This is a genomic window from Streptomyces sp. NPDC001401, from assembly GCF_042895385.1.
Lineage (GTDB): Bacteria > Actinomycetota > Actinomycetes > Streptomycetales > Streptomycetaceae > Streptomyces.
In genome coordinates, this window is the sequence record NZ_JBIAWI010000002.1 from 294556 (window position 1) to 308102 (window position 13547).

11 protein-coding genes are annotated in these 13547 nt (G+C 71.2%); 8 read left to right on the plus strand and 3 right to left on the minus strand.

Annotation, left to right across the window (positions count from 1 at the left end):
- The first annotated feature begins 260 nt into the window (after positions 1-260).
- The 4 genes from ACFY10_RS09055 to pheA are packed head-to-tail and all read left to right on the plus strand — an operon-like array spanning position 261 to position 5250.
- A complete protein-coding gene (locus ACFY10_RS09055; protein WP_390664397.1) occupies positions 261-3017 on the plus strand; it encodes an alpha/beta fold hydrolase in 2757 nt (918 codons plus the stop codon).
- A gap of 28 nt (positions 3018-3045) precedes the next feature.
- On the plus strand, positions 3046-3969 hold the full coding sequence (locus ACFY10_RS09060; protein WP_390664398.1) for an NAD-dependent epimerase/dehydratase family protein: 924 nt from the start codon (positions 3046-3048) through the stop codon (positions 3967-3969).
- A 15-nt stretch (positions 3970-3984) separates the two neighbouring features.
- On the plus strand, positions 3985-4389 hold the full coding sequence (locus ACFY10_RS09065) for a nuclear transport factor 2 family protein (RefSeq protein ID WP_390664399.1): 405 nt from the start codon (positions 3985-3987) through the stop codon (positions 4387-4389).
- Between the two features lie 9 nt (positions 4390-4398).
- Positions 4399-5250, plus strand: a complete 852-nt coding sequence (gene pheA / locus ACFY10_RS09070) for a prephenate dehydratase (RefSeq protein WP_390664400.1) — start codon at positions 4399-4401, stop codon at positions 5248-5250.
- 51 nt (positions 5251-5301) lie between these two features.
- On the opposite strand, the gene ACFY10_RS09075 is transcribed toward pheA, so the two are convergent.
- Positions 5302-6228 (minus strand): LysR family transcriptional regulator, encoded by a 927-nt coding sequence (locus tag ACFY10_RS09075; RefSeq protein WP_390664401.1) that lies wholly within the window; start codon positions 6226-6228, stop codon positions 5302-5304.
- A gap of 131 nt (positions 6229-6359) precedes the next feature.
- On the opposite strand from ACFY10_RS09075, the gene ACFY10_RS09080 reads away from it, so the two are divergent.
- Positions 6360-7031, plus strand: coding sequence for an FMN-dependent NADH-azoreductase (locus tag ACFY10_RS09080; RefSeq protein ID WP_390664402.1), 672 nt, complete (start codon positions 6360-6362; stop codon positions 7029-7031).
- Positions 7032-7052: 21 nt separating this feature from the next.
- Here ACFY10_RS09080 and ACFY10_RS09085 read toward each other — a convergent pair whose 3' ends face one another.
- Both ACFY10_RS09085 and ACFY10_RS09090 read right to left on the minus strand, forming a co-directional pair.
- Positions 7053-8375 (minus strand): FAD-binding oxidoreductase, encoded by a 1323-nt coding sequence (locus ACFY10_RS09085; RefSeq protein WP_390664403.1) that lies wholly within the window; start codon positions 8373-8375, stop codon positions 7053-7055.
- Positions 8372-9004 carry a TetR family transcriptional regulator gene (locus ACFY10_RS09090; protein WP_390664404.1) on the minus strand — a complete coding sequence of 211 codons (633 nt, stop codon included), beginning with the start codon at positions 9002-9004 and terminating at the stop codon, positions 8372-8374. Before ACFY10_RS09090 ends, ACFY10_RS09085 begins: the two co-directional genes overlap by 4 nt.
- Before the next feature lie 36 nt (positions 9005-9040).
- On the opposite strand from ACFY10_RS09090, the gene ACFY10_RS09095 reads away from it, so the two are divergent.
- The 3 genes from ACFY10_RS09095 (at position 9041) to ACFY10_RS09105 (ending at position 13498) form a co-directional block, all read left to right on the plus strand.
- On the plus strand, positions 9041-9364 hold the full coding sequence (locus tag ACFY10_RS09095; protein ID WP_390664405.1) for an SDR family NAD(P)-dependent oxidoreductase: 324 nt from the start codon (positions 9041-9043) through the stop codon (positions 9362-9364).
- An 88-nt stretch (positions 9365-9452) separates the two neighbouring features.
- Entirely contained in the window at positions 9453-10922 is a 1470-nt protein-coding gene (locus tag ACFY10_RS09100) for a 3' terminal RNA ribose 2'-O-methyltransferase Hen1 (protein ID WP_390664406.1), read from the plus strand.
- Positions 10919-13498, plus strand: coding sequence for a polynucleotide kinase-phosphatase (locus ACFY10_RS09105; RefSeq protein WP_390664407.1), 2580 nt, complete (start codon positions 10919-10921; stop codon positions 13496-13498). Before ACFY10_RS09100 ends, ACFY10_RS09105 begins: the two co-directional genes overlap by 4 nt.
- Positions 13499-13547 lie beyond the last annotated feature (49 nt).

Here is a 13547-nt window from a genome sequence, read left to right on the forward strand (position 1 = left end):
GAGCGAAGCGGAGAGGTCTGTTCCTCTTCTTAGTTTCCCGACCAGGTTTCGTGCGGGCTGCGCCGCCCCATTTCGCATGCGTTCGAGCCCCGACTGCCCCATACGTCACCGGCACATCATCAGTACGCCCTCAGCGCGCCGACTTCAGCGCGCCCTCAGTACGTCTCAGCGCGTCCGAACGACATTCCGTACACCGTTCGGCATGCCGTCCCAGTGATCCCGGGTACGGCGGTCGACGCAGAGGAAGAAGGCATCCCCACATGACCACAGCCGTGACGACGATGCGGACCATCGTGGACCTGTTGCGTGACGCCGCCCGGAATCACGCGGAGTCCGGGCTGCGCTACCCCCGGAGCGCGGACGACCGGGACGCACCCCTGCAGAGCTATCCCGAACTCCTCGACGCCGCCCGCTCGGTCCTCGCCGGCTTCAGGGACCGTGGCCTCGCACCCCAGGACAAGGTCGTCCTGCTGCTGGAGAAGCCGCAGGAATTCCTCGCCGCGTTCTGGGCCTGCCAGCTCGGCGGGTTCGTGCCCTGCCCGATGGCCGCCCTCGGCGGCGACCCCGAGCGCTGGGCGGCCCAGCTCACCCACGTCGACACCCTCCTCGACCACCCGCTGATCGTCACCAGCGCCACCCTTGCCGCCGAACTCCCGCGCGCCGAGGGCCTGTCCGTCGTCCCGCTGGAGGAGCTGCGCGCCGAGCGGCCCGCCGACACCTTCCACGAGGCCGACCCGAAGGACACCGCCGTCCTCGTGCTGACGTCCGGCTCCACCGGCAACTCCAAGGCCGTCATGCTCAGCCACGCCAACCTGATCGCCTCCATGGCCGGCAAGAACGGCTACCACCGGCTGTCCGCCGCCGACACCAGCCTCAACTGGGTCTCCTTCGACCATGTCGCCGCCCTCCTCGAATGCCACCTGCTGCCGCTGTACGCGGGCAGCACCCAGCTGCACGTCGAGGCGCCCGTGGTGCTCCAGGAGCCGCTGAACTTCCTGCGGATCGTCTCCCGCTTCGGCGTCACCATGACCTTCACCCCCAACTTCCTGCTGGGGCTGATCAACCCGCAGGCCGACCGGCTCGACGAGGAGGACGGCGACGGGCTCGACCTGTCCCGGCTGCGGCACATCATCAGCGGCGGCGAGGCCGTCGTCCGCACCACCGGCGAGACCTTCCTCAGCCGCTTCGCGCCCTACGGGCTGCGCGCCGACGCCCTGTGGCCGGCGTTCGGCATGTCCGAGACCTGCGCCGGCAGCATCTACTCCGTCGAGTTCCCGGCCGCCGACCAGGGGCAGGAGTTCGCAAACCTGGGCCGCCCCGTCGAGGGACTGCGCATCCGCGTCGCCGACGGGGAACACCATGAGCTGCCCGAGGGCGAGGTGGGCGAGCTCCAGCTCAACGGCCCCATGATCACAACGGGTTACTACAACAACGAGCAGGCCACCCAGGACGCGTTCACACCCGACGGCTGGTTCCGCAGCGGCGACCTCGGCCGGATCGACGACGGTCGGCTCACCCTGGTCGGTCGCAGCAAGGACAGCGTCATCGTCAATGGTGTCAACTACTTCAGCCATGACATCGAGACCCTCCTCGAAGGCCTCGACGACGTCGCCCGCTCCTACGTTGCCGCCTTCCCCACCCGCGCCCCCGGCAGCGACACCGAGCAGCTCGTCATCGCCTTCCACGCGGAGTGCGCCGACGGCGACGAGCTCGCGCTGTACCGGGTGCTGAGCGCCGTACGCAGCACCGTCGTCATGCACTGGGGCTTCAGGCCCGCGATCGTCCTGCCGCTGCCGATTGCCGCCTTCCCCAAGACCAGCCTGGGCAAGATCCAGCGCGCACTGATGCGCAAACGCCTGGAGGCCGGGGCGTACGACGAGGTGAAGACGTATGTCGACGACCTCGTCCTGCGCCGCCTCGGCGGCTACACCGCACCCGAGGGCGACACCGAGCAGGTCCTCGCCGGGATCTACGCCGAGATGTTCGACACCGACCCCGAGCGGCTGAGCGCCACCGCCAACTTCTTCGACCTCGGCGGCACCTCGCTCGACATCCTGCGCCTGCGCTCCCTGGTCGCGCAGCGTCTCGGTGCGCACGACCTGCAGATCATCACCGTCCTGCGGTCGCCCACCGTGCGCGCGCTCGCCGCCCACCTCGACGGGGCCGCGGACGGCGAGCAGGAGTACGACCCGATCGTCCCCATGCAGACCACCGGCGACAGGACACCGCTGTTCTGCGTTCACCCCGGCGTGGGCGAGGTGCTCGTCTTCGTCAACCTCGCCAAGTACTTCGTCGGGGACCGCCCGTTCTACGCGCTGCGCGCCCGCGGCTTCAACCCCGGCGAGAAGCCCTTCGAGAGCTTCGCCGAGATGGTCGACACATACGTCAGGGCGATCCGCTCCCGTCAGCCGCACGGCCCGTACGCCGTCGCCGGGTACTCCTACGGCGGTGCCGTCGCCTTCGAAATAGCCAAGGTGCTCGAAGCGCAGGGCGAGCGCGTGGACTTCGTCGGCAGCTTCAACCTGCCGCCGCACATCAAGTACCGCATGAACGAATTGGACTTCATCGAGACCGCCGCCAACCTGGCGTTCTTCCTGGAGCTCATCGACAAGAAGCAGTCCCTCGAACTCCCCGCACGGCTACGGCCGTTGCCCAGGGACGAGCAGCTGGCCCACTTCATCGACCACGCGCCCGAGGGGCGGCTCGCCGAACTCGACCTGACCTTCGAGAAGTTCAAGGCGTGGGCGGAGCTCGCCGACCGCCTCACCGACCTCGGACGCACCTACTCGCCCGCCGGCACAGTCCGCTCGCTCAGCGTTTTCTACGCCATTCCGCTGCGCGGCACCAAGGAGGACTGGCTCAACAACGAGCTGCGCCGCTGGGACGAGCACGTCACCGGCGAGAACCGCTACATCGACGTACCCGGCGAGCACTACACGCTGATGGGCCCCGCGCACGTGGCGACCTTCCAGTCGATCCTGCGCAAGGAACTCGACCGCGCCCTCGGCGACGCCTGACCCCCCCACCCTCAGGAGGACAACCACCTTGAACGGCAAGAAGATCCTGGTGACCGGAGCCACCGGACAGGTCGCGGGACCGGTGGCCAGGGCGCTCACCGACGGCAACGAGGTCTGGGCGCTCGGCCGCTTCGGCACCCCCGGGGCGGAGGAGGCGCTGACCCGGCACGGCATCCGTACCTTCCGCTGGGACATGGACGACACCAGCGCCGGCGCCCTCAAGGGTCTGCCGGAGGACTTCACCCACGTCTTCCACTCGGCCGTACGACGCGGCGAGGACGGCGACTTCAACGCGGCCGTCGAGGTCAACTCCGTCGCCGCGGGACGCCTGATGACCCACTGCCGTACAGCAGAAGCGTTCCTCTATGTCTCCACCGGCGCCCTCTACGCCCGCCAGACCCTCGACCACAAGTACACCGAGACCGACCCGCTGGACGGCAAGGCCGACTGGCTGCCCGCCTACCCCGTCGTCAAGATCGCGGCCGAGGGCACGGTCCGGGCGTTCGCGCAGACCCTCGGCCTGCCGACCGTCATCGCCCGCCTCAACATTGCCTACGGACCCGGCGGTTACGGCGGCGTCCCGATGCTGTACTTCAAGCGCATGCTCGCGGGGGAGCCGATCCCGGTCCCCCTGGAGGGCCAGAACTGGACCTCACTGCTGTACACCGACGACCTCGTCGAGCACGTCCCGCATCTGTGGAACGCGGCGAGCGTCCCGGTGACCCTGACCAACTGGGGCGGCGACGAGTCCGTCGGCATCACTGACTGCGTCCGTCACCTGGAGGAGCTCACCGGGGTGAAGGCCAACCTCGTACCGAGCGAGGTCACCCGAGAGACCTACCAGTTCGACCCGACACTGCGCCGCTCGCTCACCGGGCCGTGCAAGGTCCCCTGGCGCGAGGGCATCCGGCGCACTCTCGAGGCCATGTATCCCGAGTACCTCAAGAACTGAAGGAGCGGCCAGGCCATGACCGACATCACCGATCCGCTGGCGCCGATCCACGCCGCCTACGCGGCCTTCGCGGCCCGTGACGTGGGCGCGCTCCTGGACGCCTTCGACCCCGAGATCGAGTGGGTGCACCCCGAGGGCATGCACAAGTACGGCCTCGGTGGCACCAAGCACGGACACGCCGGCGTCAAGGAGTTCCTGGCGCACGTGCCCACCGTCCTCGGCGGCATGCGGCTGCATCCCGTGGAGTTCGTCCGCGAGGGAGAACGCGTGGTCGTCTTCGGCCACCGGGACATCACCTCGCTGAGCGGCCACACGGAGACACAGCCCTTCGTGCACTCCTGGGTGCTGCGCGACGGCCGGGCGGTGCGCATGGAGGACATCTTCGACACCGTCACCTTCCATCGTGTGATCGAGAGCTGACGGGCGACGATGACGTACGCCTATCTCGGCCCGGAGGGAACCTTCACGCAGACCGCGCTGCGTCGGCTGCTGTCGGCGGTCCCTCCGGGCCGCGCACCGGCGCACCGTCCCTTCCCGAGCGTGCCGGCCGCCCTGGAGGCGGCCCGCCGGGGCGACTGCGACGCGGCGGTGGTGCCGCTGGAGAACTCGGTGCGCGGGGTCGTCCCCGCCACCATGGACCAGCTGGCCTCGGCGGAGATGCACATCAACGCCGAGGTCGAGGTGCCGGTGTCGTTCGCGCTCATGGCCCCCGAGGGCGTCGCGCTGGAGGAGGTGACCGCCGTGCACAGCCATCCGCACGCGCTCGGCCAGTGCGAGGACTGGCTGCGCACCCGGCTGCCCCGGGCCGGCACGAGGACGGCCGCCTCCACCGCGGCGGCCGCCCGGCAGGTCGCCGAGACGGCCGCGCCCGGCCACGCCGCGATCGCGGCACCGGCGGCCGCCGACCTGTACGGGCTGCGGATCCTCGCCGGCGGCCTCGGCCGGGAGACGGGCGCCGTGACCCGCTTCGTGTCCGTGGCCCCCCGCTGGTCCCACCCCGCCCGCACGGCCCGCGAACGCACCTCCCTGCTCGTCTCCCTCGGCCCCGGCGGCCCGGCCCTCGTGCCCGACGTCCTCAACGCCTTCCGCACCCTCGGCATCACCCTGTCCTGGATCCAGTCCTGGCCCACGGGCCGCGCCCTCGGCAGCTACCACCTCTTCCTCGACGTGGACGCCCACATCGACACCCGCCCGCTACGCCTGGCCATGGCGGCGGTCGAGTCCCTCGGCCTTCAGGTGCGCTTCCTGGGCAGCTACCCACGCTGGACGGCAACCGGCTGACACGACCGCCAGGCCCGGCTTGGACCACGGGCCCGGCGTACGGCGGCGCGGTCAGTCGGCCGTCGCTCGGCGCAGCCCGTCGGCCGCCTCCCGCACCGCGGGGAGCAGGGCCGCCACCGGTGGGCTGGTCAGCGTGCCCTTGCGGACCACGAGGGTGATACGGCGGATGGGGCGGATGTCCTTCAGCGGGATCCGGGTGACCGGGTGGCCCGGGCGGTCCGGCACCAGGTCGGGGACGAGGGCGACGCCCCAGCCCAGGGAGACCAGGCCGAACACCGCCTGCATGTCCCCGATGTCGGAGACGATGTCCGGGACGAAACCGGCGCCGGCGCACACGTGCAGCGCCAGCTGGCCGAGCCCGGACGTCCGGTCCAGGAGCCAGGGCTGCTCCGCGAACTCTGCGAGAGTCCGGGGTTCCTCGGCCTGGGCCAGCGGGTGATCGGGCGCGATGGCCAGGCGGATGCGGTCGCTGATCAGCTCCTCCTCGTACAGGCCGGGCACCCGCGGCTCGGGCACATGCGAGTAGCCGGAGGCCAGGACGGCGTCGAGGCGCCCCAGCCGGACCGTCTGCCGGCCCTCGTCGGGATGCACACCGTGCAGGGTGATACGCAGCTCCGGATGGCTCTTCCGTAACCGGTTCAGCGCCGGTACCAGCAGAGCGGGGCCCTCGTGCAGAGGTACGCCCACCCGCAGCTCGCCGGTGACCTTGCCGTCCCGTGCCACCAACTGTGCTTCCGCTTCCTCCAGTTGGGCGAGGACTCGCTCCGTGTGGGTCACCAGCATCCGACCGGCGGGGGTGAGTCCGGCCCGCTTGCTGCCACGGTCGAGAAGCGCGGTACCGGTTTCCGACTCCAGCGCGGACAACTGCTGGGACACCGCGGAACGCGTGTAGTTGAGCGCCTGCGCGGCCGCGGCGATCGAGCCCCGGGCCCCCACCTCACGCAGCAGCACCAGTTTCCGTATGTCCAGCACCGTCATCCTCGCTAACGCTTCCGGTTACGAAGTATCACGCCAGATTACGGGACAATGCTCCGACCGGGGATTTCAATGGAGATCAAGCCCTCTTCATCCACCTCGCCCGACGCGGGCACCAGACAAGGGACTCCGCCATGCCCACCCTGCTCCATCTCGACTCCAGCCCCCGCCAGGGCTCGGTCTCCCGCCAGATCTCGGGCGAGTTCGCGGAGGCCTGGCGCAAGACCAACCCCGACGGCGAGTACGTCTACCGCGACCTCGCCGCCGACGCCGTACCGCACGTCGACCACCCGCAGATCGAGGTCATGCACCGCCTGGAGGCGGAGGGCGTGCGCGACCTCGCCGTGGCCCGCGAGTTCGCGAAGACCCCCGAGGAGAAGGCGAGCTGGGCGGTGACCTGGCCGCTGATCGAGGAGCTCCTCGCGGCCGACACGATCCTGCTCGGCGTACCGATGTACAACTTCTCGGTGCCGTCCACCTTCAAGGCGTGGTTCGACCGTGTCCTGATCGCACCGCTGATCGCCGACCCGGCCACCGGCCAGGGCCCGCTCACCGGCAAGAAGGTCGTGGTGGCCTCCGCGCGCGGCGGCGCCTACGGCCCCGGCACCCCCCGTCACGACTTCGACCACCAGGAGCCCTACCTGAAGGCGGCCCTCTCCATGGTGGGCCTCACCGGCGACCTCACCTTCCTGCACGCGGAGCTGACCAAGTCGGCGCACGTGCCGCGGCTCGCCCAGTTCAAGGAGCTGGCGGCCACCTCGTACCAGAGCGCGATCGACGGCGCCCGCACCCACGGCGGCGCCTGACAGCCCGGCCGAACCGGGACCTCACCGCAAGGGGAAGTTGCGGTCGAAGACGTTTTCCGGGTCGTACCGGGCCTTGAGCGCACGCAGCCGGGTCAGGGCCGGCTCGGGAAACGCCTCGATGAGGACATCGGGGGAGCGGCGGCTGTCGAAGTTGAGGTACATGCCGTTCACCTCAGGAGCGAGGAGCGCCCAATGGGCGTCGAGGGACCGCTCCAGCTCCGGCACGGTCGCGGACAGGAGCTGGAAGTTCTGGGTGCGGTGGGCGTAGGCGGTGGCCGCGGGATCGACGTCGTTGACCGCGCCGCCCAGCGAACGGAACTGCTCCATCAGTACCTCCCCCGACCCCAGCGCGTCCGCGACGCGGCGCGCGGTGTGCGCGGAGACGCCGTCCAGCAGCCCGGAGCGGGTGGCGCCCAGCCCTTGCCCCTGGTGCGGGGCACCGCCGACCGGCACCAGCGCCGGGTACGGGGCGAGCACCGCCTCCTGCTGCAGCAGCGGACCCAACCTCAGCAGCGGCGTCAACGCCCGCTGGGCGGCGTCCGGCCGGTCGGAGGCGTACACGGCGGCGACATGGGCGACGGCCGGGCGGCCCGGTCCCGCAGGCATCAGGGTGAGGAAGCTGGTGAGTTCGCGGTGCGCCGCCTGCAGCACGACTGCCCACTCCTCGACGAGCGCTGCCGCGTCCCGCGCCTCGAAGACGAGATTGGCGAAGACGACGTCGCCGGTCTCGGACGCCTCCAGCTCCACCGCCGTGACGATGCCGAAGTTGCCGCCCGCGCCCCGCACCGCCCAGAACAGGTCGGGACTGCTTTCCGCGTCCGCCCGGACGAACGTCCCGTCGGCCAGGACGAGTTCGACGGCCGTCACGTGGTCGATCGTCAGCCCGTCCCGCCGCGTGAACCAGCCGATCCCGCCCGCCGTGACCACCCCGCCCACCCCGACGTCGCCGGTGTCGCCGGAGCTGACGGCGAGCCCGTGCGGGGCGAGGACCTGCGCCACTCGGCCCCAGCGAGCGCCCGCGCCGATCCGTACCCGGCGCCGCGCCCGGTCCAGCACCTCCACGCCATCGAGACGGGAGACGTCGACGACGACACCGCCGTCGTTGGTCGACCGCCCGCTGACACCGTGCCCGCCGCTGCGCACGGACACCACCGTGCCCCGGGCGCGGGCGTACGTCAGCGCCGCCGCCGTCTCCTCCACGCTCTCCGGGAACACCACCGCGGCCGGGGCGCCCCGGTGCACGTATCCATGGCGCACCCGCTCGTAGCGGGCGTCGGACGGCAGGACCGTGCGGTCGGCGAGGGAGGGTGGTAACGCGACGTCGGCGACGCCCTGTTCCGTCATGACGGGCAGGTCCTTTCCAAGGACTCGGGAAGATCGGCGGGCTGCAGGAGGCAGCGCAGGGTGTGTGTCAGGTACGCCACGAGCCGCTCCGGCGGCATCTCGGCCACCGGCCCGCTGCGCAGCACGTACCGGCTGAAGGCGACACCGATGAGCTGCGACGCGAGCAGGTCGATGCGCTCGTCCGCGTCGGGACCGCTCAGCACCGTGCGGTAGGCCTCCGCGCTGCTGCGCCGCATCGCCGCGTACAGCCCGGTGGCAGCCTGCTCGTCGGAGGCGGCGCTGCGGATCAGCGCGAGAAACGGGTCGTTGCCGTCGGCCTGTTCCATCCGCTGGACGAAGGCTCGCGCGATCCGGTCGGGCAGGGTCCGGTCAGGCCCGGGCAGCAGCTCGGGCAGGTCCCGGGGGCCGGGCACGGCCGCGAGGAACAGCTGCTCCTTCGAGCCGAAGTGCCGCATGACCAGGCCGTGGGTGACACCGGCCCGGCCGGCGATCTCCCGGATGGTGGCCCGGGCGTAGCCCCGCTCGGCGAACGCGGCCCGCGCTGCCTCCAGGATCGCCTCCCGATGGGCCTCGGGGGCGCGCACACGCTTCCTGGCGAGGGCCGGGGCGCCGCTGGGTTCCTTGCTCACAACTCCTAATGTACAACTGGTTATTAGTGGCCACCGGTGGCTGGGCTGCTTGAGAAAGGACTTGAGGGGTCCCTTGCGGAACCGTTCCTCCAGAGCCGTACCGTGCTCGTCGTCGGCGCGACCGGCGGCATCGGGGAGGGCGTGACGCGCGCCCTCCTGGAGGTGGGCGCCACCGTCGTCGCGGCCGGCCGCAGCGAGGCCCGGCTGCAGGGCCTCGCCCCATACACGGCCGACCCGGGCCCGAGAATCGGCGCCGCGCCGGTCATGCTCACCCTCCGCCTCGACCCCGGCGCCACCGGAAAGCCGGGCGTCGGCGCGTGGAAACGAGCGCAACCGCAGTGCGGCGAAAATTCCGCGTGAGCCCGCACCGATCTCTGTACGTTGGAAGGGCGCGAGAGCGCACGACCAGCGCTTTCGCTCCTTCCGAACCCTTTCGAGGCAACCCACCGTGTTCCTGACGATCACCACCACCGGCACCCCCGAACGCCCCGCCACCGACCTCGGCTTCCTGCTGCACAAGCACCCAGAGAAGGCGCAGGCGTTCTCCACCTCCTACGGCAAGGCGCACGTCCTCTACCCCGAGGCCGATGACCAGCGCTGCACGGCGGCGCTGCTGCTGGAGGTCGACGCGGTGGCGCTGGTGCGGCGGGGCAAGGGCAAGGGACGCGGCGGGGCGCCCGACGCGGCGCTCGCGCAGTACGTCAACGACCGCCCGTACGCGGCCTCTTCGCTGCTCGCGGTGGCGCTGAGCGCTGTCTTCTCCAGCGCCATGAAGGGCGTGTGCAACGCCCGCCCCGAGCGCGCCGCGCAGCCGCTGCCGCTGCGCATCGAGGTGCCCGCGCTGCCCGCCCGTGGCGGCCCGGAGCTGGTACGGCGCCTCTTCGAGCCGCTGGGCTGGACGGCCACCGTCGAACCGGTGGCGCTGGACGCCCGGTTCCCGGAGTGGGGCGACTCGCGGTATGTGCGGCTCGTCCTGCAGTCCGAGGCGCTCACCCTCGCCGAGGCCCTGCGCCACCTCTACGTCCTGCTCCCGGTCCTCGACGACGCCAAGCACTACTGGGTCGCCTCCGACGAGGTCGACAAGCTGCTGCGCGCCGGTGAGGGCTGGCTGCCCGAGCACCCGGAGCAGAAGCTGATCACCAGCCGTTATCTCTCGCGCCGCTGGTCGCTGACCCGCGAGGCGATGGAGCGCCTTGAGCTGGTGCGGCTCGCGGAGGCGGACGACAGCGAGGTCGAGGCGATCGACAACGCCGTCGAGGCGGAGACCGAGACGGAGGAGAGGCCGACCCCGCTCGCGGTGCAGCGGCGCGACGCGATCATCGCCGCGCTCGGCGCGTCCGGTGCCGCGCGGGTGCTCGATCTCGGCTGCGGACAGGGCCAGTTGGTGCAGGCGCTGCTCAAGGACCCGCGGTTCACCGAGATCGTCGGCGTCGACGTGTCGGTGCGCGCGCTGACCATCGCCTCCCGGCGGCTCAAGCTGGACCGCATGGGGGAGCGGCAGGCCTCGCGCGTCAAGCTCTTCCAGGGCTCGCTCGCCTACACCGACAACCGCCTCAAGGGCTACGACGCCGCCGTGCTCAGCGAGGTCGTCGAGCACCTCGACCTGCCGCGGCTGCCCGCCCTGGAGTACGCGGTGTTCGGCTCGGCCCGCCCGCGGACCGTCCTCGTCACGACCCCGAACGTCGAGTACAACGTCCGTTGGGAGAGCCTTCCGGCCGGTCATGTCCGGCACGGCGACCACCGCTTCGAGTGGACGCGCGAGGAGTTCCGCACCTGGGCCCACGCGGTGGCCGAACGGCACGGCTACGGCGTGGAGTTCGAGCCTGTGGGGCCGGACGACCCGGAGGTCGGGCCACCCACGCAGATGGCCGTATTCCGTATGAAGACTCTCAACGAGAAGGAGGCGAAGGCAGCATGACCGAGGCAACGGAGAAGACGCAGAAGCAGGGACGGGTCCTCCCCGTCACCGACCTCTCCCTCGTCGTCCTCGTCGGCGCCTCCGGCTCCGGCAAGTCCACCTTCGCCCGCCGGCACTTCAAGCCGACCGAGATCATCTCCTCCGACTTCTGCCGCGGCCTGGTCTCCGACGACGAGAACGACCAGAGCGCGACGAAGGACGCCTTCGACGTCCTGCACTACATCGCGGGCAAGCGCCTCGCCGCCGGCCGCCGCACCGTCGTGGACGCGACCAGCGTGCAGCAGGACGCCAGGCGCCAGCTGATCGACCTGGCCAAGCAGCACGACGTGCTGCCCATCGCCATCGTGCTGGACGTACCGGAGGAGGCGTGCGCCGAGCGCAACGCGGCCCGTACCGACCGTGCCGACATGCCGCGCCGGGTCATCCAGCGCCACATCCGCGAACTGCGCCGATCCGTAAGGCACTTGGAGCGCGAGGGCTTCCGCAAGGTGCACGTCCTGCGCGGTGTGGAGGACATCGAGAACGCCACCGTCGTCACCGAGAAGCGCTTCAACGACCTGACGCACCTCACCGGCCCCTTCGACATCATCGGCGACATCCACGGCTGCGCCTTGGAACTGGAGTCGCTGCTGGGCAAGTTGGGCTACACCGACGGCGTTCACCCGGAGGGCCGTACGGCCGTCTTCGTCGGCGACCTCGTCGACCGCGGCCCGGACAGCCCGGGCGTGCTGCGCCGCGTGATGTCGATGGTCGGCTCGGGCAACGCGCTGTGCGTACCCGGCAACCACGAGAACAAGTACGGGCGATATCTCAAGGGCCGCAAGGTCCAGCACACCCACGGCCTTGCCGAGACCATCGAGCAGATGGAGGGCGAGAGCGACGAATTCCGCGCGCAGGTACGGGAGTTCATCGACGGACTCGTCAGCCACTACGTCCTCGACGGTGGCCGGCTGGTGGTCTGCCACGCCGGTCTGCCCGAGAAGTACCACGGCCGCACCTCCGGCCGGGTCCGCTCGCACGCGCTGTACGGCGACACCACCGGCGAGACCGACGAGTTCGGGCTGCCGGTGCGCTATCCGTGGGCCGAGGACTACCGGGGCCGGGCGGCGGTCGTCTACGGCCACACGCCCGTCCCGGAGGCCACCTGGCTCAACAACACCATCTGCCTGGACACCGGCGCCGTCTTCGGCGGCAAGCTCACCGCGCTGCGCTGGCCGGAGCGGGAGCTGGTCGACGTACCGGCCGAGCAGGTCTGGTACGAGCCGGCCAAGCCGCTGCGGACCGAGGCGCCCGGTGGGCACGACGGCCGGCCGCTCGACCTGAACGACGTGCACGGCCGCCGGGTCGTGGAGACGCGGCACGCCGGCCGAGTGTCCGTCCGCGAGGAGAACGCGGCGGCGGCCCTGGAGGTCATGAGCCGTTTCGCGGTCGACCCGCGTCTGCTGCCGTACCTGCCGCCGACCATGGCGCCCACGGCGACCAGTCACATTGACGGCTACCTGGAGCACCCGGTCGAGGCCTTCGCGCAGTACGCCGCGGACGGCGTCGCGCGGGTCGTGTGCGAGGAGAAGCACATGGGCTCGCGGGCGGTGGCGCTGGTGTGCCGGGACGCGGAGGCGGCGCGCAAGCGGTTCGGCGTGGACGGCCCCACCGGCTCGCTGTACACCCGTACCGGACGGCCGTTCTTCGACGACGAGTCGGTCACCGAGGAGATCCTCGGGCGCGTCCGCACAGCCGTCACCGAGGCCGGCCTCTGGGCCGACCTCACTGCATCCAATAGCGCCTCCGGCGCGGGGGATTGGCTCCTGTTGGACGCCGAGCTGATGCCGTGGTCGCTGAAGGCGTCCGGGCTGCTGCGGTCGCAGTACGCGGCCGTCGGCGCCGCGTCCGGGGCGGTGTTCCCGGGTGCGCTCGCCGCCCTGGAGGGTGCCGCGGCGCGGGGTGTCGAGGTGGCCGACCTGCTGGGCCGCCAGCGCGAACGGGCCTCCAACGCGGCCGCGTTCACGGAGGCGTACCGCCGCTACTGCTGGACGACGGACGGACTGGACGGCGTACGACTCGCGCCCTTCCAGATCCTGGCCGTGCAGGGCCGCAGCCTCGCCGGACTGCCGCACGACGAGCAGCTCGCCCTGCTCGACCGCCTCGTCGAGCACGACGGCAGCGGCCTGCTGCAGACCACTCGGCGGCTCTACGTCGACACCGGCGACCCGGAGTCGGTGCAGGCGGGCGTCGACTGGTGGCTGGAGATGACCGGTCGCGGCGGCGAGGGCATGGTCGTCAAGCCGCTGGGCGCGCTGGTGCGCAGCAACGAGGGGCGGCTCGTGCAGCCCGGCATCAAGTGCCGGGGCCGCGAGTACCTGCGGATCATCTACGGTCCGGAGTACACGCGCCCCGACAACCTCGTCCGTCTGCGCAGCCGCTTCCTGAACCACAAGCGGTCGCTGGCGGTCCGCGAGTACGCCCTGGGCCTGGAGGCCCTGGACCGGCTGGCGGAGGGCGAGCCGCTGTGGCGGGTGCACGAGGCCGTGTTCGGGGTGCTGGCGCTGGAGTCGGAGCCGGTGGACCCGCGGCTTTGAGCCAATCGTGAGCCATGTTCACACAAGCTCCATGGAACCCTTGTGTCAC